Source organism: Janthinobacterium sp. MP5059B (genome assembly GCF_001758645.1).
GTDB lineage: Bacteria > Pseudomonadota > Gammaproteobacteria > Burkholderiales > Burkholderiaceae_D > Janthinobacterium > Janthinobacterium lividum.
The window spans coordinates 388,162-413,076 of sequence record NZ_LRHX01000006.1; the positions used below are offsets into that span (position 1 = coordinate 388,162).

21 protein-coding genes are annotated in these 24,915 nt (G+C 60.9%); 8 read left to right on the forward strand and 13 right to left on the reverse strand.

Annotated features, from left to right (window positions below; all coding sequences use genetic code 11):
* Window positions 1–8 precede the first annotated feature (8 nt).
* The 6 genes from JAB1_RS06520 to JAB1_RS06545 all read right to left on the reverse strand — a co-directional run bounded on the left by JAB1_RS06520 (window position 9) and on the right by JAB1_RS06545 (window position 8,719).
* Window positions 9–881, reverse strand: a complete 873-nt coding sequence (locus JAB1_RS06520) for a flagellin (RefSeq protein WP_070279218.1) — start codon at window positions 879–881, stop codon at window positions 9–11.
* A gap of 192 nt (window positions 882–1,073) precedes the next feature.
* Window positions 1,074–1,673 (reverse strand): acyltransferase, encoded by a 600-nt coding sequence (locus tag JAB1_RS06525; RefSeq protein ID WP_070279219.1) that lies wholly within the window; start codon window positions 1,671–1,673, stop codon window positions 1,074–1,076.
* 47 nt (window positions 1,674–1,720) lie between these two features.
* Window positions 1,721–2,449, reverse strand: a complete 729-nt coding sequence (locus JAB1_RS06530; RefSeq protein ID WP_070279220.1) for an acetyltransferase — start codon at window positions 2,447–2,449, stop codon at window positions 1,721–1,723.
* The gene (locus tag JAB1_RS06535) at window positions 2,449–3,600 is read right to left on the reverse strand and encodes a DegT/DnrJ/EryC1/StrS family aminotransferase (protein ID WP_175445027.1); all 1,152 of its coding nucleotides are present in this window, start codon (window positions 3,598–3,600) and stop codon (window positions 2,449–2,451) included. The genes JAB1_RS06530 and JAB1_RS06535 overlap by 1 nt, the downstream gene beginning before the upstream one ends.
* The gene (locus JAB1_RS06540) at window positions 3,600–6,809 is read right to left on the reverse strand and encodes a tetratricopeptide repeat protein (RefSeq protein ID WP_175445028.1); all 3,210 of its coding nucleotides are present in this window, start codon (window positions 6,807–6,809) and stop codon (window positions 3,600–3,602) included. Before JAB1_RS06540 ends, JAB1_RS06535 begins: the two co-directional genes overlap by 1 nt.
* 233 nt (window positions 6,810–7,042) lie before the next feature.
* Window positions 7,043–8,719 carry an electron transfer flavoprotein-ubiquinone oxidoreductase gene (locus tag JAB1_RS06545; protein WP_174718100.1) on the reverse strand — a complete coding sequence of 559 codons (1,677 nt, stop codon included), beginning with the start codon at window positions 8,717–8,719 and terminating at the stop codon, window positions 7,043–7,045.
* Window positions 8,720–8,983: 264 nt separating this feature from the next.
* Here JAB1_RS06545 and JAB1_RS06550 point away from each other — a divergent pair, with 264 nt between their 5' ends.
* Window positions 8,984–9,760 (forward strand): SDR family oxidoreductase, encoded by a 777-nt coding sequence (locus JAB1_RS06550; RefSeq protein ID WP_034752351.1) that lies wholly within the window; start codon window positions 8,984–8,986, stop codon window positions 9,758–9,760.
* Window positions 9,761–9,782: 22 nt separating this feature from the next.
* Here the strand turns inward: JAB1_RS06550 and JAB1_RS06555 are convergent, their stop codons facing one another.
* Window positions 9,783–10,349: a LuxR C-terminal-related transcriptional regulator gene (locus JAB1_RS06555; RefSeq protein ID WP_070279223.1), complete on the reverse strand. Its 567-nt coding sequence runs from the start codon at window positions 10,347–10,349 to the stop codon at window positions 9,783–9,785.
* 147 nt (window positions 10,350–10,496) lie between these two features.
* Between JAB1_RS06555 and JAB1_RS06560 the strand changes: the two genes are divergently transcribed.
* Together JAB1_RS06560 and JAB1_RS06565 are read left to right on the forward strand one after the other, a co-directional pair.
* The gene (locus tag JAB1_RS06560) at window positions 10,497–11,198 is read left to right on the forward strand and encodes a CoA transferase subunit A (RefSeq protein ID WP_034784215.1); all 702 of its coding nucleotides are present in this window, start codon (window positions 10,497–10,499) and stop codon (window positions 11,196–11,198) included.
* A 20-nt stretch (window positions 11,199–11,218) separates the two neighbouring features.
* Window positions 11,219–11,869 carry a CoA transferase subunit B gene (locus JAB1_RS06565; RefSeq protein ID WP_070253603.1) on the forward strand — a complete coding sequence of 217 codons (651 nt, stop codon included), beginning with the start codon at window positions 11,219–11,221 and terminating at the stop codon, window positions 11,867–11,869.
* A 50-nt stretch (window positions 11,870–11,919) separates the two neighbouring features.
* Here the strand turns inward: JAB1_RS06565 and JAB1_RS06570 are convergent, their stop codons facing one another.
* Together JAB1_RS06570 and JAB1_RS06575 are read right to left on the reverse strand one after the other, a co-directional pair.
* A complete protein-coding gene (locus JAB1_RS06570; RefSeq protein WP_070279819.1) occupies window positions 11,920–12,330 on the reverse strand; it encodes a DoxX family protein in 411 nt (136 codons plus the stop codon).
* Window positions 12,331–12,566: 236 nt separating this feature from the next.
* Entirely contained in the window at window positions 12,567–13,904 is a 1,338-nt protein-coding gene (locus tag JAB1_RS06575; protein WP_230521989.1) for a dicarboxylate/amino acid:cation symporter, read from the reverse strand.
* Between the two features lie 215 nt (window positions 13,905–14,119).
* Here JAB1_RS06575 and JAB1_RS06580 point away from each other — a divergent pair, with 215 nt between their 5' ends.
* Genes JAB1_RS06580 through JAB1_RS06590 form a run of 3 tightly spaced genes read left to right on the forward strand, consistent with a single transcriptional unit; the run spans window position 14,120 to window position 17,699 of the window.
* Window positions 14,120–15,001 carry an alpha/beta hydrolase gene (locus JAB1_RS06580; protein ID WP_034784211.1) on the forward strand — a complete coding sequence of 294 codons (882 nt, stop codon included), beginning with the start codon at window positions 14,120–14,122 and terminating at the stop codon, window positions 14,999–15,001.
* 54 nt (window positions 15,002–15,055) lie between these two features.
* Window positions 15,056–15,406 carry a RidA family protein gene (locus JAB1_RS06585; protein ID WP_034784210.1) on the forward strand — a complete coding sequence of 117 codons (351 nt, stop codon included), beginning with the start codon at window positions 15,056–15,058 and terminating at the stop codon, window positions 15,404–15,406.
* A 40-nt stretch (window positions 15,407–15,446) separates the two neighbouring features.
* The gene (locus JAB1_RS06590) at window positions 15,447–17,699 is read left to right on the forward strand and encodes a bifunctional (p)ppGpp synthetase/guanosine-3',5'-bis(diphosphate) 3'-pyrophosphohydrolase (protein ID WP_070279224.1); all 2,253 of its coding nucleotides are present in this window, start codon (window positions 15,447–15,449) and stop codon (window positions 17,697–17,699) included.
* A 153-nt stretch (window positions 17,700–17,852) separates the two neighbouring features.
* Here JAB1_RS06590 and JAB1_RS06595 read toward each other — a convergent pair whose 3' ends face one another.
* The 3 genes from JAB1_RS06595 to JAB1_RS06605 all read right to left on the reverse strand — a co-directional run bounded on the left by JAB1_RS06595 (window position 17,853) and on the right by JAB1_RS06605 (window position 20,453).
* Window positions 17,853–18,803 carry a cation diffusion facilitator family transporter gene (locus JAB1_RS06595; protein WP_070279225.1) on the reverse strand — a complete coding sequence of 317 codons (951 nt, stop codon included), beginning with the start codon at window positions 18,801–18,803 and terminating at the stop codon, window positions 17,853–17,855.
* 117 nt (window positions 18,804–18,920) lie between these two features.
* Complete coding sequence (locus tag JAB1_RS06600) at window positions 18,921–19,796, reverse strand: pirin family protein (protein ID WP_070279226.1); 876 nt, start codon at window positions 19,794–19,796, stop codon at window positions 18,921–18,923.
* A 57-nt stretch (window positions 19,797–19,853) separates the two neighbouring features.
* Window positions 19,854–20,453 (reverse strand): NAD(P)H-dependent oxidoreductase, encoded by a 600-nt coding sequence (locus JAB1_RS06605; protein WP_070257417.1) that lies wholly within the window; start codon window positions 20,451–20,453, stop codon window positions 19,854–19,856.
* Window positions 20,454–20,578: 125 nt separating this feature from the next.
* Here JAB1_RS06605 and JAB1_RS06610 point away from each other — a divergent pair, with 125 nt between their 5' ends.
* Window positions 20,579–21,484 (forward strand): LysR family transcriptional regulator, encoded by a 906-nt coding sequence (locus tag JAB1_RS06610; protein WP_034784204.1) that lies wholly within the window; start codon window positions 20,579–20,581, stop codon window positions 21,482–21,484.
* Window positions 21,485–21,501: 17 nt separating this feature from the next.
* Here the strand turns inward: JAB1_RS06610 and asd are convergent, their stop codons facing one another.
* Window positions 21,502–22,350 carry an archaetidylserine decarboxylase gene (gene asd / locus JAB1_RS06615; RefSeq protein WP_070279227.1) on the reverse strand — a complete coding sequence of 283 codons (849 nt, stop codon included), beginning with the start codon at window positions 22,348–22,350 and terminating at the stop codon, window positions 21,502–21,504.
* Between the two features lie 284 nt (window positions 22,351–22,634).
* Here asd and JAB1_RS06620 point away from each other — a divergent pair, with 284 nt between their 5' ends.
* Window positions 22,635–24,815 (forward strand): TonB-dependent receptor, encoded by a 2,181-nt coding sequence (locus JAB1_RS06620; RefSeq protein ID WP_343215978.1) that lies wholly within the window; start codon window positions 22,635–22,637, stop codon window positions 24,813–24,815.
* The last annotated feature ends 100 nt before the right edge of the window (window positions 24,816–24,915 follow it).

The following is a 24,915-nucleotide window of genomic DNA, read 5'->3' on the forward strand; positions in this document are numbered from 1 at the left end:
AGTCCATATTATTGCAGCAGGGACATGACCATCGAGGACATGCTGTTGCTTTGTTTCAGCATCGCGGTGCCAGCTTGCAGCAGCATTTGCGACGACGTCATGTTCGAGCTTTCGGTAGCGAAGTCGGTGTCCATGATGCGGCCGGTAGCGGCTTTGGTGTTGGTGGCGATGTTCGACAAGTTGGTGTTGACGTGGTCCAGGCGGTTGGCCGTCGCGCCCAGTGCCGAACGCACGGTGCTGACGCTGTCGATGGCGGTAGCCAGCAGGCCGATGGTGGCGTTGGCGCTGCCGGTCAGTTCCGCGGCCAGCGTCGAACCTGCCGACGAGAAGTTGGTGCTCAAGCCGCTCAGGGCGGTATTCAGCGTGCTCAGGTTGCCGGAGACGTCAAAGCTCATTTTTTCGGTCGAGCTGGCGCCGATCTGGAACGTCATCGACGTCGACAGCGTCCCATTTCCGGCTGCGCCATTGCCCAGCAGCTTGGTGCCGCCGAACGTGGTGTTGGTCATGACGTTGTACAGTTCCTGGCCCAACGCATTGTATTCAGCTTGCATGGCGGTCTTGTCGGCGGCGGTCGACGAGGCATCGGCTGCCTGGGTAGCCAAGTCTTTCATGCGCACCAGCATGTTGGTGACTTCAGCGAACGCGCCTTCGGCCGTTTGCAGCAGCGAGGTGCTGTTTTGCGTGTTGTTCATCGCAACGGTCATGCCGCTGGTTTGTGCTTTCAGGCGGGTGGCGATTTGCAGGCCGGCAGCATCGTCCATTGCCGAGTTGATGCGGAAGCCGGTGCTCAGGCGCGTCATCGAGGTCGACAGTTTGGATTGGGTATTCGAGATCGAATTTTGTGCCGACAGGGAAGCAGCGTTGGTGTGAAGGCTCAGCATGGTGTCATTCCTAATTGGGTGGTTACGGTGAGGAGCGACGGGTTATCTGCTCCTACCAGTACAAGACGACCATTCATTCAACTTTATTAAATGCCGTATGGAAATTTTTTTGTAGATATTGTATTTAGCTGGAAAAGTGTTTTTTAAGCATGCCTCTGCGTATGGCGTGCCTGTGCAGGCATGCTGCTTCGGCTATCTATCCGCACTGGAAAGTTTTTCCAGTAGTAATGTTTCTGCGGCCAATAAGTCCCGCGCTCGGTTTTTCAGACGCTTTGCCGGTGTGCCGGCATAAATACCCCAGCTTTCCAGGGATTTGGTTACCAGGCTGAGAGCACCCACGGCCACGCCTTCGCCTATTGTTATGTCAGGCAAGACGACGCTGCCGGAGCCAATGATGACGTGGCGGCCCAGATGCACGGGGCCGCTTTTGCAATTGGTAAATTCTTCCGGTACGGTGGGATTGGTCAGGCTGGCTCCGCTGTAGTCATCCGTCTTGCTATACAGACGTACGCCTTGCGACAAGCCCGAGAAGTCGTCCAGCGCGATGCCCGCCGCACCCGAGAGAAAGCAGTAGCCGCCGATATGCACATGGTTGCCGATGCGGATGTAGCCGCCGCCCGCAGCCACCAGCGTGCTGTAACCGTCGATGCGGACATTGTCGCCGAGCGAAATATTTTCCATGCCGACAATGACACAGTTTTTTGCGACGCGGACGTTGCTGCCAATATGGCGGAAGCCAGCATGCTGCAAGTCGTCTTGCGTGTAATAGCCGGGATTAAACAATTCACTCATGGTCATTCCTTGCAAGTGGTCGGGATGGCATTGCGGGCTTGTAGCACTCAGGCAACTGCGCTGCCATGCGTTTCTTCCCATTGTTTGCGGCTGCTTTTCAGGATGTCGATGACCAGCAATGCCTTCGCTTCATCGGCACACATATCCTCCAGGAACATGGCATTGTTGTCGCGCACCCAGGCCAGCGGCATACCCCACCAGGCCAGTTCCAGCAGCGCGGCGCGGACTTTTTCGGGGAAACGGTAGCGTATCAGGCGCGCCGGCGAGCCGGCATAGATGCCATAGGGCTCCGAGCGAAAGTTGGGCGGCAGCAGCGAACGGGCGCCGATGACGCAGCCGTTCTCGATGATGCTGCCACCCATCACCATCACTTCGTCGCCAATCCACACATCGTTCTTGATCACCGTGTCGGCATACTGGGGCGGTGGTGCATTTTTCAATTCGCCGCCGAGGATCGACAGCATGTATGTCGAGATGGTGCGCATCTCGTGCTGGCCATTGAGCAGGAAACGCAGGCGCGAACCGCCAGCCACGTAGCGTCCCACGCACAGGCTTTGCTGCCCGCTGTCGTATTTCACCAGTGAGCCGACGCCAAAACCGGAGCCACGTCCGATGTAGAAGTGCCCGCTTGTCGGTTCCTGGTCCCGCCAGTCGCGAAAAAATTGATGGGGCAGGGTACTGATGGCGCCATCTTCGTAGCCCAATACCGTGAATTGGGCCGACCAAGGATGGTTCTCCGCCACGCCGGAAAAATTGGTTTCAGTGGAAATGTGCATCAGGCGATGTTCCGTATTAATGCTTGTTGCAGCGCGGGGGCTGCGATCATGGCGATAATGGCGTCCACGGTCGCCAGCTCCAGATCCGGATAGATGGGCAGGCAGATCACTTGCGATGACGCGAGGCGCGCCACGGGCAGATTCGCGTGCGCCGCGGACGGCATGCCGCGGTACATGGGGAAGTCGCTGATCAAAGGGTAAAAATAGCGGCGCGCATAGATTTCCTGGTCGCGCAGCAACTGGAACAGCGCGTCGCGCGACAGCGGGTATCCGGGGCCCACCAGGATAGGGAAATAGGCGTGGTTGGCCGCGTCGCCTTCGCCTTGCTGCGGACACGTGATGCCATCGATGCCGGCCAGCTGCTGGCGATAATGCGCATCGATGGCCTTGCGCTTCTGGCGCGCGCCGTCGATACCCTTGAGCTGCAGCAAGCCGAAGGCGGCATTGATCTCGCTCATCTTGCCATTGATACCAGCGGCCACGACCGTCACTTCATCGACAAAGCCGAAGTTTTTCAGATGGTCGATGCGCTGCTTGGTCTTGGCGTCGGGGCAGACGATGGCGCCGCCTTCGAAGGTGTTGAAGATCTTGGTGGCGTGAAAGCTGATCACGGAAAGGTCGCCGTGATTGAGCACGCTGCCGCCACGGTGGCGCACGCCAAACGCATGCGCCGCATCGTAGATCACCTTCAGATTGTAGTTGTCGGCAATTTTCTCGATGGCTTCTATGTCGCACGGCCGGCCGTAGCAGTGCACGGGCATGATGGCGGTGGTCTGCGGCGTGATGGCGGCCTCGATCCTGGTCGGATCGAGGTTCAGGCTGTGCGGCTCGATGTCGGCAAAGACGGGTTTGATGTTATTCCACAGCAACGAATGAGCGGTAGCGACAAACGAATACGGCGTCGTGATGACTTCGCCGTTGATGCGCAGTGCCTGCAAGGCCGTCATCAATGCCAGAGTGCCGTTGGCGAACAGGCAGATATGCTTGACGCCCAGGTAGTCGCACAGCGCCTGTTCCAGTTGCTGGTGGAAGGGGCCGCCATTGGTCAGGATCTTGTTGTCCCAGATCGTTTCCAGATACGGCAGGAAATCCTCCAGCGGCGGCAGCAGGGGCTGCGTGACATATACCGGTTTGTTTTTTTGAGTGCTCATCATAATCCGATCGGCGGGTTGGGCACGGCCACGGGGGCTTCGAACGAGATTGGCGGCAAGCCTTCGCACCAGCGTTGCCAAGCCATGCGCAGGCCATTTTCCAGGCCTTCCGTAATCAGCTTGGGCTTGCCCATGGTCGAGCGCTCCAGGCGGTGCCGCATGCTGAAGCGGTAGGCGCCCAGCAACATCGGGTTGGCTGCCATGGCCACGCCCTTGCGCACGAAATCGTCGTCGTCGCTGGCAATGAATTCCTCGAGTTCGATCTGGCGCAGGATCATCGTGCCGGCCCGGCTGGGGAAGGTGGGACCAGCCACCGTGAGCGTGGGCACGCCCATCCACAGCGCATGGAAGGTCGTCGTGCCGCCGCCGTAGGGGAAGGTGTCGAGGCAGATGTCGACGCGGTGATGCATGGCCATGAATTGCGTTATGCCGGTACGCCCTTCAAAGGTAAGTCGCTCCAGCGCGATGCCTTCTTCCTCGAACCAGGCCCGCAGTTGCTCTGGCGCTTCGGATTTTGGCATGGCGGCGAGCAGCATTCTGCAATCCGGCAGGGCGCGCAGCAGCTTGCACCAGTGCGCGACCACTTGGCGATTGATTTTATTCAGACGATTGAAGCTGCCGAAGGTGATATAGCCATTTGTCAGGGCTGGTGCGGGCTGAACGGCGGGCGCAAATAGGGATGGCAGGAAAGGCACGCAGGCCGGCAGCAGCAACAGTTTCTCGGTGAACTGGCTGTCCAATTCGCCGGGTGGCGAAAAAAACGGGTCGCTCAGGTAGTAGTCTATCGCTTGCAGTCCTGTGGTGAGCGGATAGCCTATCCAGCTTGCCTGGACAGGTGCAGGCTTTGCAGCGAACATGAGCAGACGATTCTTGCCCGTGTGACCAGACAGATCGATCAGGATATCGATGCCATCGTCGCGAATCAGCTGTGCCAGGTCCAGGTCGGAGAGGTGTTCGACCTGCCTCCAGTGGGGAAAAAACTCCTGCAGACGCTCGGTCACATCGTCATTTTGCGGATTGTTGTGGTAAGCGTACAGTGACAATTGGTTGCCATCGACGATATTTTCCAGTATCGGAATAAGGAAGTGCGGCACCGGATGGTTGAGCAGATCGCCCGACACGAAGCCCACCTTCAGGGGGCGCAGCGGGTCGCGAGTGTTGTTGTGCGGGAGCGTGCTCTTGATAACGTGTTTTTCGAAGGTATCGCTAAAGCGCTGATGCTCGGCAAACAGTGTCTCGGCGTCAATGTTGGCGCTATGCGACAGCAAGAACAGGTAGTTGCTGAACAGGGTTTCCCATAGTGGGCAAACGGCCAGCCCCTTGCGGCAGGTTTCAATAGCTTCGTCTATGCGGCCGATGTTGCTGAAAGTGGCACTGATATTGACGTAGGCATCGCGATAGTCGGGATTGATCTCCAATACTTTGTGATAGCACTCGAGGGCCAGCAGCGGTTCACTCATGATCACGTGGCAATTGCCGAGTGCAAAGTGAGCGCGATCGAATTCGGCGTCGATAGTGAGCGCGGCCAGATAAGTCTGCTTGGCCAGTTCGATTTGATTCTGCGCCTGCTGTGTGGAACCCAGGTTAATGAGCGCCGAGGTGTTTTTCGGATTCAATTCCAGCGCGCGTGCGTAGGCAGCGGTCGCTTCGTCGTATGCTTTCAATTCCTGTAGAACGACACCGAGATTGTTATGTGTCTCGCTATTGTCTGGTTCGTACTTGAGTGCCTGGCGGTATGACACCGCGGCCTGCTCGCTGCGCTTGATGGAGTTGTAATAGTCGCCCAGATGCTTGTGCATTGCGGCGTTTTCAGGCGCCATGTCGATGGCCTGTTGAAAGTACTGCAGCGCATTGTCCCTGTCTTCGGCGGACCCGTAGGCGATGGCGAGCTGGACGCAGGTTTGCGCATCGTCAGGTTGCAGGCGATGCGCGCGTATGCAGTACTCGATGGCTGCAGCGTAGTTCTTCTGCTTGCATTGAAGTAATCCCAGATTGCTCAGCGCCTGGGAAAAGTCGCTATCGAGCGCGATCGCCTGTTCATACGCGGCGATGGCTTCCTCTACCCGGCCCAGCCACTGAAGCGCGCGTCCCAGATTGTTGTGCAGCTTGGCGTCGTTCGCATGCAAACTGATGCCAGATTGGCAGGTTTTCACCGCACTCTCGTATTCTCCGGCTTCGTGCAGCGCCGCTGCAAGATTGGCATGCGCCGCCGTGGTGTGGGGCGCCAGTTGCAGCACGGCCCGGTAGCTGACGATGGCCGCGTGCCATTGCTGCAGGTCTTGCTGGGCATTGCCCAGGTTCAGATAGATTTCAGCGTCGCCCGGCAGCAGGGCCAGCGCACTTTGATAGCACGCGATGGCATCGGCGCTGCGCTGCATGGCGCGCAGTGTATTGCCGAGATTGAAATGGCCCTTGGCGTAATCGGGGCGCAGCGCCAGCGCTTGCCGGTATGCGTGTTCGGCTTGCTCCAGCTTGCCTTGCGCCTGCAGCGCCGCCGCCAAGTTGCCATGCGCCTCGACAAAGTCCGGATTCAGTTCCAGCGCCCGCGTATAGCTGCCGATCGCCTGTTCGTACATGCCCCGTTCCTGCCAGGCCGTGCCCAGGTTGCCATGCGCTTCGGCATCGTTGGGCGCCAATTGCGCGGTTTTTTGCAGGGCCTCGAAGGCATCCTTGCCCTGTAATTGCAGGGCAGTGCCCAGCACGCTCCAGGCAAAGTCCGAATCCGGGTAGCGCTGCGTCAGGGCGTGACTGGCCACTTCCAGTTCGGCATGGTGGCCTGCTTGATACAGCGCAATGACGTGCTGCGTTTCCTGCACTGTCGGCGTACTCGCGATGGCCATTTCGATGCGGCTGCGCAAGCCCTGCGATTGTTCGTTGTCGAGACCGCGCGCGATGGCCGCCGTCACGATCTCCAGCGCCTGTTCGCGCTCTCCCGCCTTGAGCAAGCCATCCGCATACGACAGCCAGAACTGGCCTTCGTCGGGGTTCACCGACAGCGCCTTGTGCAGATACGGCAAGCCGGCCTGGTATTGTCCGACTTGTCCCGCCAGCAAGCCCATATTGTGGTTGGCAATGGCGTGATAGGGTTGCGCCTGCAAGATCGCCAGGTAAAGCTCCTCTGCCTCGGCGTAGCGGCCGGCCTGGTGTTCGGTGATTGCCTGCTGCAATTCGGCGTCGAGGGGCACTGCGGGAGGGGCGTTTGCGTTCATGGGCTGGCGGAAGGTGAAATAGTTAGCAGAGGGAATTGTAACTGGTGAAAGTGCTTCCGAGAAACTTTCCATGTGGAATTTATCCAGGAATGCTATCGCAATGCAAACTTGGTGTTGCTGGCGAGTCAAAGCGTGGGAGAATATGACGTTTTTAATAAAAAAACAGCGCGCTACCATGGGGTAGGGCGCTGTCTTCCTGTCAGCTGGCGACATGGTCGCCATGCACGGGGAGATTACATGTTCGGATAGTTCGGCCCGCCGCCGCCTTCCGGTGTCACCCACACGATGTTCTGCGTCGGATCCTTGATGTCGCAGGTTTTACAGTGCACGCAGTTCTGCGCATTGATCTGCAGGCGTTCTGCGCCGTCGTCGTTCTTCACGAACTCGTACACGCCGGCGGGACAGTAACGGGCTTCCGGACCCGCATACGTGGCCAGGTTGACGTCGACGGGCACGCTGGCGTTCTTCAACGTCAGGTGGATCGGCTGGTCTTCCGCGTGGTTCGTGTTCGAGATGAACACGGACGACATCTTGTCGAAGGTCAGCTTGCCATCGGGTTTCGGATACACGATCTTTTTCGACTGGGCGGCCGGTTTCAGGCATTCGTGGTCGCCATGCGAGTGGTGCAGGGTCCATGGCGCCTTGCCGCGGAAGATCAGCTGGTCGATGCCCGTCATCAGGCTGCCCAGGTACAAGCCTTTCGACAGCCATGGCTTGACGTTGCGCGCCACGTGCAGTTCTTCATGCAGCCAGGATTGTTCAAAGGCGACAGGGTAGCTCGTCAGTTCGTCGTGCTGGCGCTGTTCGCCCAGCGCGCCGAAGGCCGCGTCCGCCGCCAGCATGCCGCTCTTGATGGCCGCGTGGCTGCCCTTGATGCGGCTCATGTTCAGGAAGCCCGCATCGCAGCCGATCAGCGCGCCGCCGGCAAACACCAGCTTCGGCAGCGATTGCAGGCCGCCGGCCGCAATCGCCCGCGCGCCGTACGAAATGCGCTTGCCGCCTTCGAAGAACTTGCGGATTTCCGGATGCGTCTTGTAGCGCTGGAATTCCTCGTACGGAGACAGATACGGGTTTTCGTAGTTCAAACCCACCACGTAGCCGACCATCACCTGGTTGTTTTCCAGGTGGTACAGGAAGGAGCCGCCGTAGGTTTTCGTGTCCAGCGGCCAGCCGCTCGAGTGGATTACCAGGCCCGGCTTGTGCTGGGCCGGGTCGATTTCCCACAATTCCTTGATGCCGATGCCGTAGGATTGGGGGTCCTTGCCGGCGTTCAAGTCATACTTGGCCATCAATTGCTTGCCCAGGTGGCCGCGCGCGCCTTCGGCGAACAGGGTGTACTTGGCGTGCAATTCCATGCCCAGCTGGAAGTCGGGGCCCGGCTCACCGTCGCGCTTGACGCCCATGTTGCCGGTCGCCACGCCTTTCACGGAGCCGTCGTCGTTGTAGAGGATTTCCGCGGCAGGGAAGCCGGGGAAGATTTCCACGCCCAGGTTTTCCGCCTGCTGGCCCATCCAGCGCACCACATTACCCAGCGAGACGATGTAGTTGCCGTGGTTTTCAAAGCAGGCCGGCACGGCGAAGCCTGGCGTTTTATACGCTTTGGTTTCGGTCAGGAACAGGATGCGGTCTTCCGTCACTTCCGTGTTCAGGGGCGCGCCCAGTTCTTTCCAGTTTGGAATCAGTTCGGTCAGCGCTTTCGGGTCCATGATGGCGCCCGACAGGATATGCGCGCCCAGTTCGCCGCCTTTTTCCAGCACGCAGACGGACACTTCCTGGCTCTTTTCAGCGGCCAGCTGCTTCAGGCGGATCGCTGCGGCCAAGCCTGCGGGGCCACCGCCGACGATCACCACGTCATACTCCATGGTTTCGCGCGGTCCGTACTGTTCAACTAAGTTATTAGGCTGTGTCATGGTCTCGATTTATAGTCACTCAATTAGGTAGCAAGGATAGGGAATAAAGCATCATCGGGGAAATTTAAGCACGAGTGTGCTTGTTTTTGGCGAGGATTGCAACTTTGGCGCCATTTTGCGTGACATTGCCCCTCGCCGCAATCTAAATCCGGCCATTTTGTGTAATGATGGCGTTTACCTTTGCTCAAGTGCGATGCGGGGTATTTTGCCCCTGTGCCAGTGGCACGGCGTAAAGTGTTGTCTAAAATAAAACAGGAGTAGCTCGTGGGCATAGAAGTCAATTTCGAGGGCAAGATTGCCCTGATTACCGGCGCATCGAGCGGCCTCGGCGCGCGCTTTGCGAAAGTGCTGGCCCAGGCTGGCGCACAGGTCGTGCTGGCGTCGCGCCGCACCGAACGCCTGAAGGAATTGCGCGCCGAGATCGAAGCGGACGGCGGCGCCGCGCACGTGGTGTCGCTCGATGTGACCGATTTCGCCAGCATCAAGTCGGCCATCGCGCATGCGGAAACGGAAGCGGGCCCCATCGATATCCTCGTCAACAATTCCGGTGTCTCCACCACGCAACGCCTGGTCGACGTCACGCCCGAAGATTACTCGTTCGTGATGGACACCAACCTGCGCGGATCGTTCTTCGTGGCCCAGCAAACGGCCAAGCGCATGATCGCGCGCGCCAAGGGCGACCCGAAGAAACAGCACCGCATCATCAATATCGCCTCGATGGCAGGCTTGCAGGTGCTGCCGCAGATCGGCGTGTACTGCATGAGCAAGGCGGGCATGGTGCACATGACGCGCGCCATGGCCGTGGAGTGGGGCAAGTACGGCATTAACACGAACGCCATCTGCCCCGGCTATATTTCCACGGAAATCAATGAAGATTACTTTGCCACCGAGCAGGGCAAGAAGCTGATCGAAATGCTGCCGAATAAACGTCCTGGCAAGCCGGAAGACCTCGACGGCCTGCTGCTGTTGCTGGCGGGCGAGGATTCGCATTTCATCAATGGCGCCATTATTTCTGCAGACGGTGGAATGAGTACCTTCTAAGGCACCGGCTTGCGCTGCAGCCCTAGCGCTGCAGCTGCAAGCCCACCAGCTTGTGCACCAGCTCGGACGACGTGGAGGCGGCGAACTTGCGCATCAGCTTGGCACGGTGCATTTCCACCGTGCGGGGGCTGAGGTCGATCTGGCGGGCGATGACCTTGCTGGTCTTGCCTTCGACCAGCAGGGCTGCGATTTCGCGCTCGCGCGGGGTCAGCTCCGCCGTCACGGGACGTTTCTCGCTGACATCCTCGAACGTCCAGATGCCCGGCCCCAGCGGCTGTGCGGCCTGCATGGCGTGGCCCGTGACGTGGCACCAGAACAATTCACCATTACTGCGGCGCATGATGCGCTCGTCCGAATAGCGTCCCTTGGCGTTCATGATGGGGATGATGCGGTCACCCGTGCGCAGGAATTCATCGTGCGTGGGGTAGAGTACTTCGAACGACTGGTCGTCCAGCTGGGCGCGCGCATAGCCGAACATGGCTGCCAGCGCTTCGTTGCAGCTGCGCATGATGCGGTTTTCCGACATGCACATGCCCACGGGCGCGTGCAGGAAGATGCTTTCATAATCGATGGCTGACGCGGCGTTCATCTGATACGTATCACTCTCACAGGGGGATTGCCGGCACGGCGCCGGTAGTTCTACGGTATTGTACTTTCCACTCGCGTATTTTATGCTGAGTCGCTGCCTGAGTCATGGACTCAAGACCAAAGCTTAACAAAAGATAGAGGGACACCCATGAATAAAGTTTATCCTGACGCCGCCTCGGCGCTGGCCGGTATCGTCCAAGATGGCCAGACCATCGCCGTCGGCGGCTTCGGCCTGTGCGGCATTCCCGAAGCCCTGATCGGCGCCTTGCGCGATTCGGGCGTGACGGGCCTGACGGCCATTTCGAATAACGCCGGCGTGGACGGCTTCGGCCTGGGCCAGCTGCTGACCACGCGCCAGATCAAGAAAATGATCGCCTCCTATGTGGGCGAAAACAAGGAATTCGCGCGCCAGTACCTGGCCGGCGAACTGGAACTGGAATTCACGCCGCAAGGCACCCTGGCCGAGAAGCTGCGCGCCGGCGGCGCCGGCATTCCCGCCTTCTTCACCAAGACGGGCGTGGGCACCATCGTTGCCGACGGCAAGGAGCTGCGCGAATTCGACGGCGAGCAATACGTGATGGAACGCAGCCTGGTGGCCGATGTGTCGCTGGTGAAAGCCTACATGGCCGACCGCGCGGGCAATTTGGTCTACCGCAAGACGGCGCGCAATTTCAACCCGAACGTGGCCATGGCCGGCAAGATCACTATCGTTGAAGTGGAAAAACTGGTCGAAGTGGGCGAGATCGACCCGGACCAGGTCCACACGCCGAGCATCTTCGTGCACCGCATCGTGGTCAACGCGAACCCGGAAAAACGCATTGAGCAGCGCACCGTGCGCACTGAAGCATAAAAAAGAATACGGAGAACATCATGGCTTGGACTAGAGACGAAATGGCCGCGCGCGCGGCGAAAGAATTGCAGGATGGCTTTTATGTGAACCTGGGCATCGGCTTGCCGACCCTGGTGGCGAACTATGTGCCGGAGAATATCGAAGTGTTCCTGCAGTCGGAAAACGGCTTGCTGGGCATCGGCCCGTTCCCCACCGACGATGAGGTCGATGCGGACCTGATCAACGCGGGCAAGCAGACGGTGACGGCCTTGCCCGGCGCAGCCTACTTCAGCTCGGCTGATTCGTTTGGCATGATTCGTGGCGGCAAGATCAACCTGGCCATCCTGGGCGCCATGCAAGTGTCGGAAAAGGGCGACCTGGCGAACTGGATGATTCCAGGCAAGATGGTCAAGGGCATGGGCGGCGCGATGGACCTCGTCGCCGGCGTCAAGCGCGTCGTCGTGCTGATGGAACACGTGGCCACGGCCAAGGATGGCACGACGTCGCACAAGCTGCTGAAGCAGTGCGACTTGCCGCTGACGGGCGTAGGCGTGGTCGACGTCATCATCAGCGACCTGGGCGTCATCGACGTGACGGAAAACGGCCTGAAGCTGGTGGAACTGGCGCCGGGCGTGACCAAGGAACAAGTGCAAGAGGCCACGGGCGCTGAGCTGGACGTGTCGGCTGTATAAATGGCTTGTTGTATGGAATAAAAGGGCGGACAGCGATGTCCGCCCTTTTTTTATGCGCCGGTCTTGCCGCGCAGCCCGTCCAGGCTGTAGGCGCCGCCGCCCGCTGCCGCGAAATACAGGAAGGTGAAGCAGTACATCACGGCCATTTCGCCGCCGTTCAAGATCGGCAGGAAACCGGCTGGCGCATGCGCCATGAAGTAGGCGGCCGCCATCTGGCCCGACAGGATGAAGGCGACGGGGCGCGTAAACAGGCCGACCAGCAGCAAGGTGCCGCCGACCAGCTCGATGACGCCGGCCGCCCCCATCACGGAAAACAGTTGCAGGCCGTCGAACATGGCCACATGCGGCGCGCCGAACAGTTTGGCCGTGCCGTGTTGCAGGAAGAGGAAACCGAGGATGATGCGCAGCACGCCCAGCAGGCGTGGACTCCAGGTGGCGTAGAAGGCGGGCGAGAGGGACATGACGTACTCCATTCAAAAGTGAGGATGGTTCGGTGTCAGGCTTGCATTAACGCAATGTCATTATGCGGGAGCTTGCGGGCGAACAGTGTCGTAACTGTAATTGTTTTTGATTCATTGATCATCCAGTGAAATATTGATGCATGATTTACTGTGGGTTGATGATGCGCATAAGATGCGCGCGCCATGAAAAAAGCCCCGCAGATCGCTCTGCGGGGCTTTTCAATGAAGAGTACGGCTTACTTGACGATATTCACGGCCGGGGCGACGTACGCGTCGTCGGTCGGGTGGGTGGGATGGGCCAGCTCGCTGTGCAGCTTGTCCATGTCCAGTTCTTTTTCCCATTTTGACACGACGATGGTGGCCACGCCGTTGCCCACGAAATTCGTCAGCGCGCGGCATTCGCTCATGAAGCGGTCGATGCCCAGGATCAGCGCCATGCCGGCCACGGGGATGGTCGGCACCACGGCCAGGGTGGCGGCCAGGGTGATGAAGCCGGCGCCCGTGATGCCGGACGCGCCTTTCGAGGTCAGCATCGCCACGCCCAGGATGGTGAGCTCTTGCCAGATCGTCAGTTCCGTGTTGGTGGCTTGTGCCACGAACAGGGCCGCCATGGTCATGTAGATGTTGGTGCCGTCCAGGTTGAACGAGTAGCCGGTAGGCACGACCAGGCCGACCACCGGTTTCGAGCAGCCAAGGCGCTCGAGTTTTTTCATCAGGGCCGGCAGGGCCGATTCCGACGAGCTGGTGCCGAGCACGATCAGCAGTTCTTCCTTGATGTACAGCAAGAAGCGGCCGATGGAGAAGCCCGTGTACTTGGCGATCAGGCCCAGCACGACGAAGACGAACAGGAAGCAGGTCAGGTAGAACGAACCCATCAGTTTAGCCAGCGGGATCAGCGAAGCCAGGCCGTATTTGCCGATGGTAAATGCCATCGCGCCGAACGCGCCGACAGGGGCGACTTTCATGATGATGTTGACCATGCCGAAGATGGCGTGCGACAGCTCGTCGATCAGCTTGGTGACGGGACGGCCGCGCTCGCCCAGCAGGGACAGCGAGAAGCCGAACAGGATGGCGATCAGCAGCACTTGCAGGATGTCGCCCTTGGCGAACGCATCGACGAAAGTCTTCGGGATGATGTTCATCAGGAAATCGATGGTCGTCATGCCTTCGGCGTGCGTGTATTGCGCGATCGACTTGGCGTCCAGGTGGGCCGGATCGGCGTTGAAGCCGGCGCCCGGTTTCAGGATGTTGGCAACCAGCAAACCGATGGCCAGCGCGAAGGTGGAGACCACTTCGAAGTAGATCAGGGCCTTGCCGCCCACGCGGCCGATCTTCTTGACGTCCTGCATGCCGGCGATGCCGGAGACGACGGTACAGAAGATCACCGGGGCGATGATCATCTTGATCAGTTTGATAAAGCCGTCGCCCAGCGGTTTCATGTCGACAGCGTTGGAAGGGTAAAACACGCCCAGCAGCACGCCGGCCACGATGGCGAACAGCACCTGCACGTACAGGATTTTATAGAATGGTTTTTTCACGAGTGGTCTCCTCTTGCGGGTTGATGCTGCGATCATCCACTCATTGCCAGGCCGCCTCAATTGTGGATAACCGCAGATATGCATTTTCGCTATATCGGGTATTGCGCCATGACTGGCGTGCTGCGGCGCAGCATTTCAGGCGTGCGCTTGGAGCATTGCCCGCGCTGCGCTACACTGCCGTAGCGTCGCGCGCGGGACACCCCATGGCAGGCAGGAAGCGGTGCTCTTTTTATATCGAATAAGGAATTGGCATGATCGAAGCGAGCATCAAATCCGTCCAGTGCATCTCCCCCGCAGGCTTGCACACCATGTCGTACAAGGAGTGGGGCGCGGCGGACAATCCGAACGTGCTCGTCTGCGCCCACGGCGTGACGCGCGTGGCGGACGACTTCGACAACCTGGCGCGCGCCATGGCCAGCGATTACCGCGTGATCTGCCCCGATGTGGTGGGACGCGGGCGCTCGGGCTGGCTGGCCAATCCCCAGTTCTACCGCGTGCCGCAATATGTGAGCGACATGGTGACCCTGCTGGCGCGCGTGCTGGCCAATGGCGAGCGCCAGACGGTGGACTGGTTCGGCACGTCGATGGGCGGCTTGATCGGCCTGGGCCTGGCATCGTTGCCGAACAGCCCGATCAGCAAGCTGGTGCTGAACGATATCGGCCCGACCCTGGCGCCGGAAGCCTTGCAGCGCATCGGCGACTACATCGGCCAGGACTTGCGTTTCGAGACATTTGAACAGGGCGCCAAGTTTGTGCGCGACGTGTCCGCCAGCTTCGGCCCGCACACGGACGCGGAATGGCATAAACTGGCGGTGGATGTGTTGCGCCAGGATAAGGATGGTCACTGGCGCCGCCACTATGATATGGGACTGGCCATGCCGTTCCGCTCGGCCACGCCGGAATCGGCGGCCAGCGACGAAGCCATGCTGTGGGCCGCGTATGATGCCGTGCGTTGCCCCACCTTGCTGGTGCGCGGGTCGGAATCCGATTTGCTGTCGCACGAAACGGCGCAAAGCATGCTGGGCCGCGGCCCGAAGGCGGAGCTGGTGGAAATCGCCGGCGTGGGCCATGCGCCCACTTTTGTCCACGATGACCAGATCGCCATCGCCCGCAAGTTTTTGCTGGGCAAATAAGAAGGCAACAAGCAATAACGCTGTACAGATTTTGAAACAACCGAAAGAAGAAGCATGGAAATTACACGACTGCACGTAGGCAAACGCCTCTCCGAAGTAGCCATACACAACAACACCATCTACCTGGCGGGCCAGATCGCGGAAGACACCACGCAGGGCATCGTCGGCCAGACGCGCGAAGTGCTCGGCCACGTCGACCGTCTGCTGATGGAAGCGGGCAGCGACAAGACTTGCATCCTGTCGTGCCAGATCTACATCGCCGACATGAAGGATTTTCCCGGCATGAATGAAGTGTGGGACGACTGGGTCGCTTCCGGCCACACGCCGCCGCGCGCCACGGTGGAGGCGAAGCTGGCCAATCCGGCATGCCTGGTTGAAATCGTCATCATCGCTGCAGAGCGTTAAGTCATCAGGTTGTTGATTTATTAAGTTTAAAAGGTAATACATGGTTTCCATCTCGGCCCCGAATAGCGTCACCTCGGAACAACTGGTAGAGGGCTTGAGTACGCCGGACAGTGCGCGCGTGCTGGACGCGCTCGCGTATGCCACCGAGGCGTATGGCGACAAGCTGACCTTTGCCGGCCGCTCCGCGCTGGACTTCGCCGTCGGCGTGGCCACCACCCTGGCTTTCCTGCGCAGCGATGCGGAAACGCGTATCGCCGGCCTGATGTTCGAGCTGACCCTGTTGGAACCGGACACGGCGGCCGACATCGAGCCACGCTTCGGCAAGCAGGTGTGCGACCTGGCGACAGGCGTGCGCCAGCTGATCCGCTTGCGCGCGCTGACCCAGGCGCAGCACGGCAGCGCTGGCGGGCGCGGCAAGAATGCGGCGCAGCAAGCCGTGGCCCAGGTGGAAACCCTGCGCAAGATGTTGCTGGCGATGGCTTCCGACATGCGCGTCGTGCTGGTGCGCCTGGCTTCCTGCGTGACGACCTTGCGCTATTTCGCCGAGTTGAAATTGTTCAATGAAATGACGCGCGAGTACGGCAAGGAAACGCTGGATTTGTACGCGCCGCTGGCCAACCGCCTCGGTATCTGGCAGCTGAAGTGGGAGCTGGAAGACTTGTCGTTCCGCTTCATCGAGCCGGAAGCGTACAAACGCATCGCCAAGATGCTGGAAGAAAAGCGCATGATGCGCGAGGGCTTTGTGTCCTCGGCGATTCTGCGCCTGCAGACGGAACTGGCCTCGGCCGGCATCCAGGCGGAAGTGTTTGGCCGCCCGAAACACATTTACAGCATCTGGAACAAGATGCGCGGCAAGGAACTCGATTTCACGGCCCTGTACGATGTGCGCGCCTTCCGCGTCATCGTTGCCGACGTGAAGACTTGCTATACGGTGCTGGGCGTGGTCCACAATATCTGGACCCCCATCCCGAAAGAATTCGACGATTACATTTCGCGGCCGAAACCGAACGGTTACCAGTCGCTGCACACGGTGGTGACGGCCGAGGATGGCCGGCCGCTGGAAGTGCAAATCCGTACGAATGAAATGCACAGCTTTGCCGAATACGGCGTGGCGGCGCACTGGCGCTACAAGGAAGAGGGCGGCTCGAACTTTGCCGGCCAGAAATACGACGAAAAGATCGCCTGGCTGCGCCAGCTGCTGGCCTGGAAAACCGAGGTGGCCGACGCCGTCGTGGGCCAGGAAGAAATCCAGCGCGAATGGGTGGAAAAGCTGAAATCCGCCACGCTGGACGACCGTATCTTCGTCATGACGCCGCAGGCGCGGGTGCTGGAATTGCCCGTGGGCGCCACGCCCGTCGATTTTGCGTATCACCTGCACACGGACGTGGGCCACCGCTGCCGCGGCGCCAAGGTCGACGGCATCATGGTGCCCCTGAATACCCAGCTGAAAAACGGCCAGACCTGCGAAATCATCACGGCCAAGGGCGCGCCGGGCACGGCCGGGCCGTCGCGCGACTGGCTCAGCGCCGGTTACGCCGTCAGCACGCGCACGCGCTCGAAGATCCGCGCCTGGTTCCACGCCATCGACATGCAGGAAACCCTGGCCCATGGCCGCGCGCTGGTGGAGAGATCCTTGCAGCGCGAAGGCAAGACGGCCGTCAACCTCGAAGCCCTGGCGCAAAAGCTGGGCTTTGCCAAGGTTGACGAACTGTTCCTGTCTGTCGGCAAGGATGAATTCAGCCTGCGCCATGTGGAGCAGGCGCTGCACGACAATGGCGAAGTGGTGGTGCCGGAAGACGCCGTGCTGGTCGGCAAGAGCCGCGCTTCCAGCGTGGAGCAGGGCGCCAAGTCCGGCGTGCTGGTGGTGGGCACGGAAGGCCTCATGACAGTGCTGGCCAAGTGCTGCAAGCCGGCGCCGCCGGACAGCATCGTCGGTTTTGTGACGCGTGGCAAGGGCGTCTCTATCCACCGCGCCACGTGCAAGAACTTCGAGGAAATGCGCGCCAAGTCGCCCGAGCGCGTGATCTTCACGGAATGGGGCAGCACGGGCGGGCACGACACCGTGTATCCGGTCGACATCTTCATCCTGGCAGGCGACCGCCAGGGCTTGCTGCGCGACATCTCCGAAATCTTTTCGCGCGAAAAGATCAACGTAATCGGCGTGAATACCCAAAGCGCCAAGGGCCAGGCCCGCATGACCTTTACGGCCGAGATCAGCTCGACGGCGCAGTTGTTGAAGGCGCTGAATGTGATCAAGGATGTCAGTGGGGTGCTGGAAGCGCGACGTAGTTGACGCCTGACCAAACCTACTGCGCGTCGGTATAGATGGCCTGCGATGCTCACCGGCTCGGCGCCCCCGTACTTAGTACGGTTGCGCTTCTCGACCACCTCTACCTTCCGCTCGCTACGGTTTTGCCAGGCGTTGTGACGTTTGTTGAATTCCGTGCTAGTGGGTCTTGTCACCCTGATGCAAGCCCGCCATCGCCGCCGTCTCCGGCTGCAAGGTGATGTGGTCGATGCCATGCTTACTCAGTAACATCTTCTTGATCGCCCGCAAGACCTTCGGCCAATGGTCGAGGTGTTCGATTTCCACGTGGCCGATCAGGGCCGGCTGGCCCGGCGACATATCCCACACATGCAGGTCGTGCACGGCGATCACGCCATCCACCTGCTCCACGTCAGCGCCCACCTGGATGTAGTCGATATGCATGGGCACGCCTTCCATCAGGAAATGGTAGGACTCGCGCAGCACGCCGAATGTCGACTTTAAAATCAGCAGGGACACCAGCACGGACAGCAGCGGGTCGATCTGCATCCAGCCCGTAAAGTAAATCACGGCGCCGGCGACGATGGCGGCGACCGAACCGAGCAAATCGCCCATCACGTGCACGAGGGCGGCGCGCGTGTTCACGCTTTGCTTGTCTTTCGACAATACCCACGCCACGATTATATTGATCGCCAGGCCGATGAAGGCGACGACGAAGACCATGCCGCCCTTTACGGGTTGCGGGGAGGAAAAGCGCAGCGCCGCTTCATAGCAGATCCAGCCCACCACGCACAGCATGGCCAGGCCGTTGACGAAGGCGGCCAGCGCTTCGGCGCGGCCAAAGCCGAACGAGTGGCGGGGCGAAGGAGGGCGGCGCGCGATCAGTTGCGCCAGCAGTGCCAGGCCCAGCGCGGCCGCGTCCGTGACCATGTGGCCCGCGTCGGAAATCAGGGCCAGCGAATTGGACAGGAAGCCGGCCGCTACCTCGATGCCGGCAAATGACAGGGTCAGGCCCAGCGCCCACGCGAGGATGCTCTGGCTGCGCCCCTCGAACGAGTGGGTGTGCTTGGCGTCGCCTTTCAGGTGGGCGTGCAAATGGGTGGCGTCGTGTTCGGTGTGCGTGGGCTGCATGGAATGCTTTGTGGAATGATGTTGCCGCCAGTGTAATTGAAAAGCAACAAAGTAGTCGGCACGTAAAAAAACCTGCAGGCCCGGAGGCACTGCAGGTTTTTGATGAGGCAGACAACTTTACTGCACGGCCGTCTCGCCAAACTTGCCCTCACGGAAATCCTGAACGGCCTGGAACACTTCCGCCTGGGTATTCATGACGAACGGGCCATACTGCGCGATCGGTTCGTTCAAGGGCTGGCCGGCGACGAGGATTACGCGGCCGCCTTGCGGCGCCTCGATGCGCACGCCGTCGCTGCCCGGCGTGTTGGCGAAGATCGCCATGCGCAGTGCGGGCACGGCCTTGCCGTCGACCTGCACTTCGCCACGGAAGGTGTAGATGAAAGCGTTATGGCCTGGCGGCAATGGCTGCTCGAAGCTGCTGCCGGCCGGCAAGTCGATATCGAGGTACAGCGGTTCCGTCAGTTCGCGCTGCACGGCGCCCGTCACGCCATGGCTTGCGCCGGCGATCACTTGCACGGCCACGCCCGCGTCCGTCGTGTAGCGGGGGATTTCACTGCTGGTGAAATCGCGGTACCACGGCGTGCGCATCTTGTCGCGCGCGGGCAGGTTCAGCCACAGCTGAAAACCTTCCATCACGCCTTCTTCCTGCTCCGGCATTTCCGAGTGGATCACGCCGCTGCCGGCCGTCATCCATTGCACGCCGCCCGAGGTCAGCAAGCCTTCGTGGCCGGCGCTGTCCTTGTGGCGCATGCGTCCCGTGATCATGTACGACACGGTCTCGAAGCCGCGGTGCGGATGCTCGGGGAAGCCGGCGATATAGTCGTTCGGCTTGTCGCTGGCAAAGTTGTCGAGCATCAGGAACGGGTCGAGGCGGCGTTGCAGTTGCTGCGTCAGCACGCGGTTGATCTTCACGCCGGCGCCATCCATGACGGCCTGGCCGGCAATCACGCGCTCGACGGCGCGTGGCTTGTTGACGGTGGTGATGTCGCTCATTGTTCTCTCCTCTAGGCCAGGGCGGCGCCAGTGCGCCGTCCCTTTCACTGCTGGGGATTACACCAGGATGGCGTTGATCTCGGCATCCGCTTGTGCTTGCGCCTTGGCCACGGCTTCCGGACCCATGCCCATGCCTTCCGAATACACGTATTGCACGTCGGTCAGGCCCAGGAAACCGAACATGGTGTTCAGGTAAGGCACCTGGCTATCGTTGGCGCTGTCGCGGTGCAAGCCGCCGCGGGACAGGCCCACGTAGACTTTCTTGCCGGTCAGCAGGCCCACGGGGCCGTTTTCCGTGTACTTGAAGGTGACGTTGGCGCGGGCAATCGCGTCGAACCAGCTTTTCAGTTGCACGGTGATGCCGAAGTTGTACATGGGCGCGCCAATGACGATCACGTCAGCCGCTTGCACTTGCGCAATCAGTGCGTCATCGAGGGCGATGCGGGCTGCTTGCTCCGGCGTGCGCTTGTCTGCCGGGGTGAACAACGCTTGCAGGGTCGGCTCGTCGAGCACGGGGTGCGGTGCGGCAGCCAGGTCGCGGCGGGCCAGGGTAGCGCCGGGGTTGGCCGCTTGCACGCGGGTAACGATGGCGTCAGCCAGGCGGGTCGAGGCGGAACCGGTGCTGCGGGCGCTGGAATTGATTTGCAGGATGTTCATCTTGTTTTCTCCGTTGTGAGGTGTCTTGCGATGGATGAACTATAGCAATTCCAAAATTGATGCGGAAGCCGTTAAAATGGATAACATTAATCCACTAGTGGAACAATCGAGTTAAAGGTAAGTATATGGATATCGATCCCGGAGATTTGCTGCTGTTTGCGCGCGTCGTCGAATGCGGCAGTTTCTCGCGCGCCGCCGTGCGCGTGGACTTGCCCAAGTCGACCCTGTCGCGCCGCATCTCGCTGCTGGAAGCGAAATTGGGCGAACGGCTGCTGCTGCGCACCACGCGCAAGCTGGCGCTGACGGAGTTTGGCGCCAGCCTGCTCGAGCATGCGCGCAAGGTGGTGGAAGAAACGGAGGCGGCCGGCGCGCTGGCACAGCACCGCCAGGCAGGACCCAGCGGCTTGCTGCGCATTTCCATGCCGGCCGACTTTGGCGACACCCTGATGCGCCAGGTGCTGGCCGAGTTCGTGCGCCGCTATCCGGCCATTTCGCTGGAACTGGACTTGTCGGCACGCCGCGTGGATTTGCTGGAAGAGAACTTCGACCTGGCCATCCGCATGGGCAACTTGCCCGACGACGCCAGCCTGGCCGCGCGCCGCGTGGCGTTCAGTACGCTCGCCCTGTATGCCTCGCCGCAATACACGAGCGTGCACGGCTTGCCCGAGCATCCCGACGACCTGTATGGCCACGATTTGCTCAGCTTGCCACGGGCCGTGCATGGCCTCGTGCACTGGACTTTGATCCGCGGCAAGACGACGTGGGAGCGCGATTTGCCCGTGCGCCTGCTGGCCAATTCGCCGGAATTGTTGGTGCGCATGGCGTGTACGGGCGTGGGCATCGCGGCCAGCACGGACCGCTTTGCCAAGGCGTATGTGGCGACGGGGGAACTGGTGCGGGTATTGCCGGAGTGGAGTTTTCCGCTGGTCACGGGCTGGGCCGTGTTTCCCGGCCGGCGTTTGATGCCGGCCAAGACGCGCGCGTTTCTCGACTTGATGGAGGAAATGTACCAAACCGACGCGCCCGTGTAGGCGCGCGTCTTGCTGCCTTATTTGGGCAGCTTGCCCATGACTTCGCCCAGCTGCACGGGGCCGGCCGGTTGCCAGTTGGCATTGAACGTCACGGTATCTTTCGGGAACAGCATGACGACGGTGGAGCCGAGCAGGAAGCGGCCCAGCTCTTCGCCCTGCTTCAGCACGACATTGTCGTTCGCATAGCTCCAGTCGCGTACCTGGCCTGTGCGGGGCGGGTTGACGACGCCGTGCCAGACGGTGGCCATGCTGCCGACGATGGTGGCGCCCACCAGGGTCATGACGAAGGGGCCGTTGGCCGTATCGAACACGCAGACGACCCGCTCGTTGCGGGCGAACAGGCCGGGGATGCCGCGCGCCGTCGTCGGGTTGACGGAGAACAATTCACCGGGCACATAAATCATGCGCGTCAGGCGGCCGTCGCAGGGCATGTGGATGCGGTGGTAGTCGCGCGGGCTCAGGTACAGATTGGCGAAGCTGCCGTGTTCGAACTGGGCCGCCAGGGCCGCATCGCCGCCCACCAGGGCCGTGGTGCTGAAGCTGTGGCCCTTGGCCTGGAATATCTGGTCCCTGTCGATCGTGCCGAACTGGCTGATGCGGCCATCGACGGGGCAGACGTAGTCGGCCTGGGCCAGCGGACGGGCATCGGGGCGCAGCGCGCGCGTGAAAAAGTCGTTGAAGCTCGTGTAATGCGTGATGTCCGGGTCCAGCGCCTCATCCATGTTGACGTTGTAGCGGCCGACGAACCAGCGGATCAAACGCGTCGTCATGGCGCCGCCCTTGGCGCCGGCGATCCGGCCGGCAAAATTGGTCAACGCTCCCTTGGGCAGCAGATATTGAGGCAAAACGGCAAGACGGTCAGACACGATGGGAAGCCTTTGACGGGGTGATGGGAACAATGATGAAAACGCATTATAGCGGCGATGTGGCGCGCAATGATATGTACCGTATGCAAGGGGGTGTAGTACAGCCGGCCGCCGAATTTAATTTGCCATAGGAAATATTTTCAGGAAACTGTGTCACTCGGAAAAAATTACAGCACAATACAGCGGCCTGTTTTTTAGCTTTTAGCCATTTTTATTCAGCCAACTTTTTTAGCCAGGTCATGATGCCACGCCGTTGCCTTCGCCTTACCATCCTTTGTTCCTCCGTGTTACTTGCCTGGAATGCCCAGGCCCAGCAATCCGAAACGCCCGCCGCCACTGACGCCGCCGTGCCGCTGAAGGCCGAGAAGGCCGAGAAATCCGCCGCTCCCGCCATGCAGACTGTCGAAGTCAAGGGCAGCGGCTATGATCCGCGCCGCGACGATACGGCCAGCAAGATGGTTGTTGGCAGCGAGGAAATCCTCAAGTATGGCGACACGAATGTCACCGACGTGCTCAAGCGCCTGCCCGGCATTACCGTGTCCGGTGCGGCCGGACGCTCGGGCGGCGAAATCCGCATGCGCGGACTGGGCAGCGGCTACACGCAGATATTGCTCAATGGCGAGCGGGCGCCGGCCGGTTTCTCGCTCGACACCCTGTCGCCCGACGTGATCGAACGCATCGAGATTTTGCATGCTGCCAGCGCCGAATACAGCACGCAGTCGATTGCCGGCACCATCAACGTGGTGCTGAAAAAAGCCGTCAAGACGGCGCAGCGCGAACTCAAGCTGGGCGTGCAGGGCAGCGACGTGAGCTTTTCGCCCAGCGTCAACGTGCAATTGTCCGACCGCGACGGCAATTTCTCGTATTCGCTGGCCGGCTCGCTGTTCCGCTACGATTACCATTACGACAATCCGGGGCTGGAACTGGGCTACGCGCCCGATGGCCGGCAAAACCTGCTGCGCCGCACGAACGGCACGGGCGATGGCCGCCCGGAAGGTATCAACCTGTCGCCGCGCCTGAACTGGGTGCTGGCCAACGGCGACAATGTGACGGCGCAATTCTTTTTCAATGGCGGGCGCTCGAACCACCGCAATTTGAGCCGCGCGGAAACGGAGCAGGGCGTGCGCCCCGACTACGACAGCAATACGGGCAGCTCCAGCAACCACAATGCCTTCGGCCGCAGCGACCTGACGTGGATGCACAAGCTGGCCGCCGGCGCCAGGCTGGAACTGAAAGTGGGCGCCTCGGCCGCCCGCAATACGTCCGACAGCCTGCAGCAGGGCTTTATCGATGGCAGTGGCCTTGCCCTCGAGCGCAAGGTGGGCGTGAAGGCAACGGAAAACGGCGTCAGTTCGACCGGCAAGTATTCCACGCCCCTGCTGCCCGGCCATGCTCTGTCGATGGGCTGGGATGGCGCCTACACGGAGCGCGAGGAATCGCGCCGGCAGCGCGAAGCGGCCCTGGGTGCGCGTCCTCCCGTCAACAGCGATGAGGGTTTCGACGCCACGATCAAGCGCCTGGCCCTGTTCGTACAGGATGACTGGGAAATCACGCCGCGCTGGTCCATGTATGCGGGCGTGCGCTGGGAAGGCATCGACACGCGCAGCGCGGGCGACACCTATGACGAAGTGCAGCAGCGCACCAGCGTGTGGAGCCCGCTGCTGCAAACCCTGTGGAAGTTGCCTGATACCAAGGGCGACCAGGTGCGCCTGGCCCTGACGCGCACCTACAAGGCGCAGCCTACGTCAAGCCTGATTCCGCGCCGCAATACCTCGACCAACAATAGCCAGACGGACCCCGACCGCGAAGGCAATCCGTATCTGAAGCCGGAGCTGGCGCTGGGCATCGATGTGTCGTACGAGCACTACTGGGCCGAAGGCGCCTTGCTCAGCGCGCGCGCCTCGGCCCGCCGCATCGATGGCTACACGCGCCAAGGCTTGCTGTTCATCAATGACCGTTGGGTCTCCACGCCCGTCAACGATGGCCGCGCCAATACACAGACACTGGAACTGGAAGCGAAGTTCCCGCTGCGCGCCGTGCTGGCAGCGCCTGTGCCGGCCATCGACCTGCGCGCCAGCGTCAGCCGCAACTGGTCGCAGGTGGAGCAGGTGCCGGGGCCGGACAACCGGCTCGACCAGCAAACGCCCGTCAGCGGCAACTTCGGCCTCGACTACAAGACGCCCGATGGCGTGCTGACGACGGGCGGCAGCTTCAACTTCCGCAATGGCGGCCCCGTGCGCATCACCGAGCGCCAGAGCGCCTATACGTCGCCGCGGCGCGACCTCGATATTTATGCGCTGTGGAAGTTCGATGCGAAGAACCAGCTGCGCCTGGCCGTGTCGAACCTGCTGGCGCAAGACTTCGAAAGCACCACCACGTATGCGGATGCCAGCGGTACGATCACCCGCAACAGCATTTCACCGAGCTCGCCGCAGGCGCGCGCCACCCTGGAAATGAAGTTCTGATCGTGACGTTCCCGCACTGAAAACCCCGGCCAGCCTCCCCGCTGGCCTATAATCTCGGCAATCGCGCGCGCGGCCGGTCCGTGCGCGCCACCTTTTCATT

Bases quoted from the DNA above. Each gene is read 5' to 3' on its own strand.
- JAB1_RS06560 (WP_034784215.1), top strand. From the start codon at position 10,497: ATGAATAAAGTTTATCCTGACGCCGCCTCGGCGCTGGCCGGTATCGTC.
- JAB1_RS06605 (WP_070257417.1), bottom strand. From the start codon at position 20,453: ATGAACATCCTGCAAATCAATTCCAGCGCCCGCAGCACCGGTTCCGCC.
- JAB1_RS06575 (WP_230521989.1), bottom strand. From the start codon at position 13,904: ATGATCGCAGCATCAACCCGCAAGAGGAGACCACTCGTGAAAAAACCA.
- JAB1_RS06540 (WP_175445028.1), bottom strand. From the start codon at position 6,809: ATGAACGCAAACGCCCCTCCCGCAGTGCCCCTCGACGCCGAATTGCAG.
- JAB1_RS06590 (WP_070279224.1), top strand. From the start codon at position 15,447: ATGGTTTCCATCTCGGCCCCGAATAGCGTCACCTCGGAACAACTGGTA.
- JAB1_RS06565 (WP_070253603.1), top strand. From the start codon at position 11,219: ATGGCTTGGACTAGAGACGAAATGGCCGCGCGCGCGGCGAAAGAATTG.
- JAB1_RS06580 (WP_034784211.1), top strand. From the start codon at position 14,120: ATGATCGAAGCGAGCATCAAATCCGTCCAGTGCATCTCCCCCGCAGGC.
- JAB1_RS06530 (WP_070279220.1), bottom strand. From the start codon at position 2,449: ATGCACATTTCCACTGAAACCAATTTTTCCGGCGTGGCGGAGAACCAT.
- JAB1_RS06610 (WP_034784204.1), top strand. From the start codon at position 20,579: ATGGATATCGATCCCGGAGATTTGCTGCTGTTTGCGCGCGTCGTCGAA.
- JAB1_RS06585 (WP_034784210.1), top strand. From the start codon at position 15,056: ATGGAAATTACACGACTGCACGTAGGCAAACGCCTCTCCGAAGTAGCC.
- JAB1_RS06535 (WP_175445027.1), bottom strand. From the start codon at position 3,600: ATGAGCACTCAAAAAAACAAACCGGTATATGTCACGCAGCCCCTGCTG.
- JAB1_RS06520 (WP_070279218.1), bottom strand. From the start codon at position 881: ATGCTGAGCCTTCACACCAACGCTGCTTCCCTGTCGGCACAAAATTCG.
- JAB1_RS06525 (WP_070279219.1), bottom strand. From the start codon at position 1,673: ATGAGTGAATTGTTTAATCCCGGCTATTACACGCAAGACGACTTGCAG.
- JAB1_RS06600 (WP_070279226.1), bottom strand. From the start codon at position 19,796: ATGAGCGACATCACCACCGTCAACAAGCCACGCGCCGTCGAGCGCGTG.
- JAB1_RS06545 (WP_174718100.1), bottom strand. From the start codon at position 8,719: ATGACACAGCCTAATAACTTAGTTGAACAGTACGGACCGCGCGAAACC.
- JAB1_RS06570 (WP_070279819.1), bottom strand. From the start codon at position 12,330: ATGTCCCTCTCGCCCGCCTTCTACGCCACCTGGAGTCCACGCCTGCTG.
- JAB1_RS06555 (WP_070279223.1), bottom strand. From the start codon at position 10,349: ATGAACGCCGCGTCAGCCATCGATTATGAAAGCATCTTCCTGCACGCG.
- JAB1_RS06595 (WP_070279225.1), bottom strand. From the start codon at position 18,803: ATGCAGCCCACGCACACCGAACACGACGCCACCCATTTGCACGCCCAC.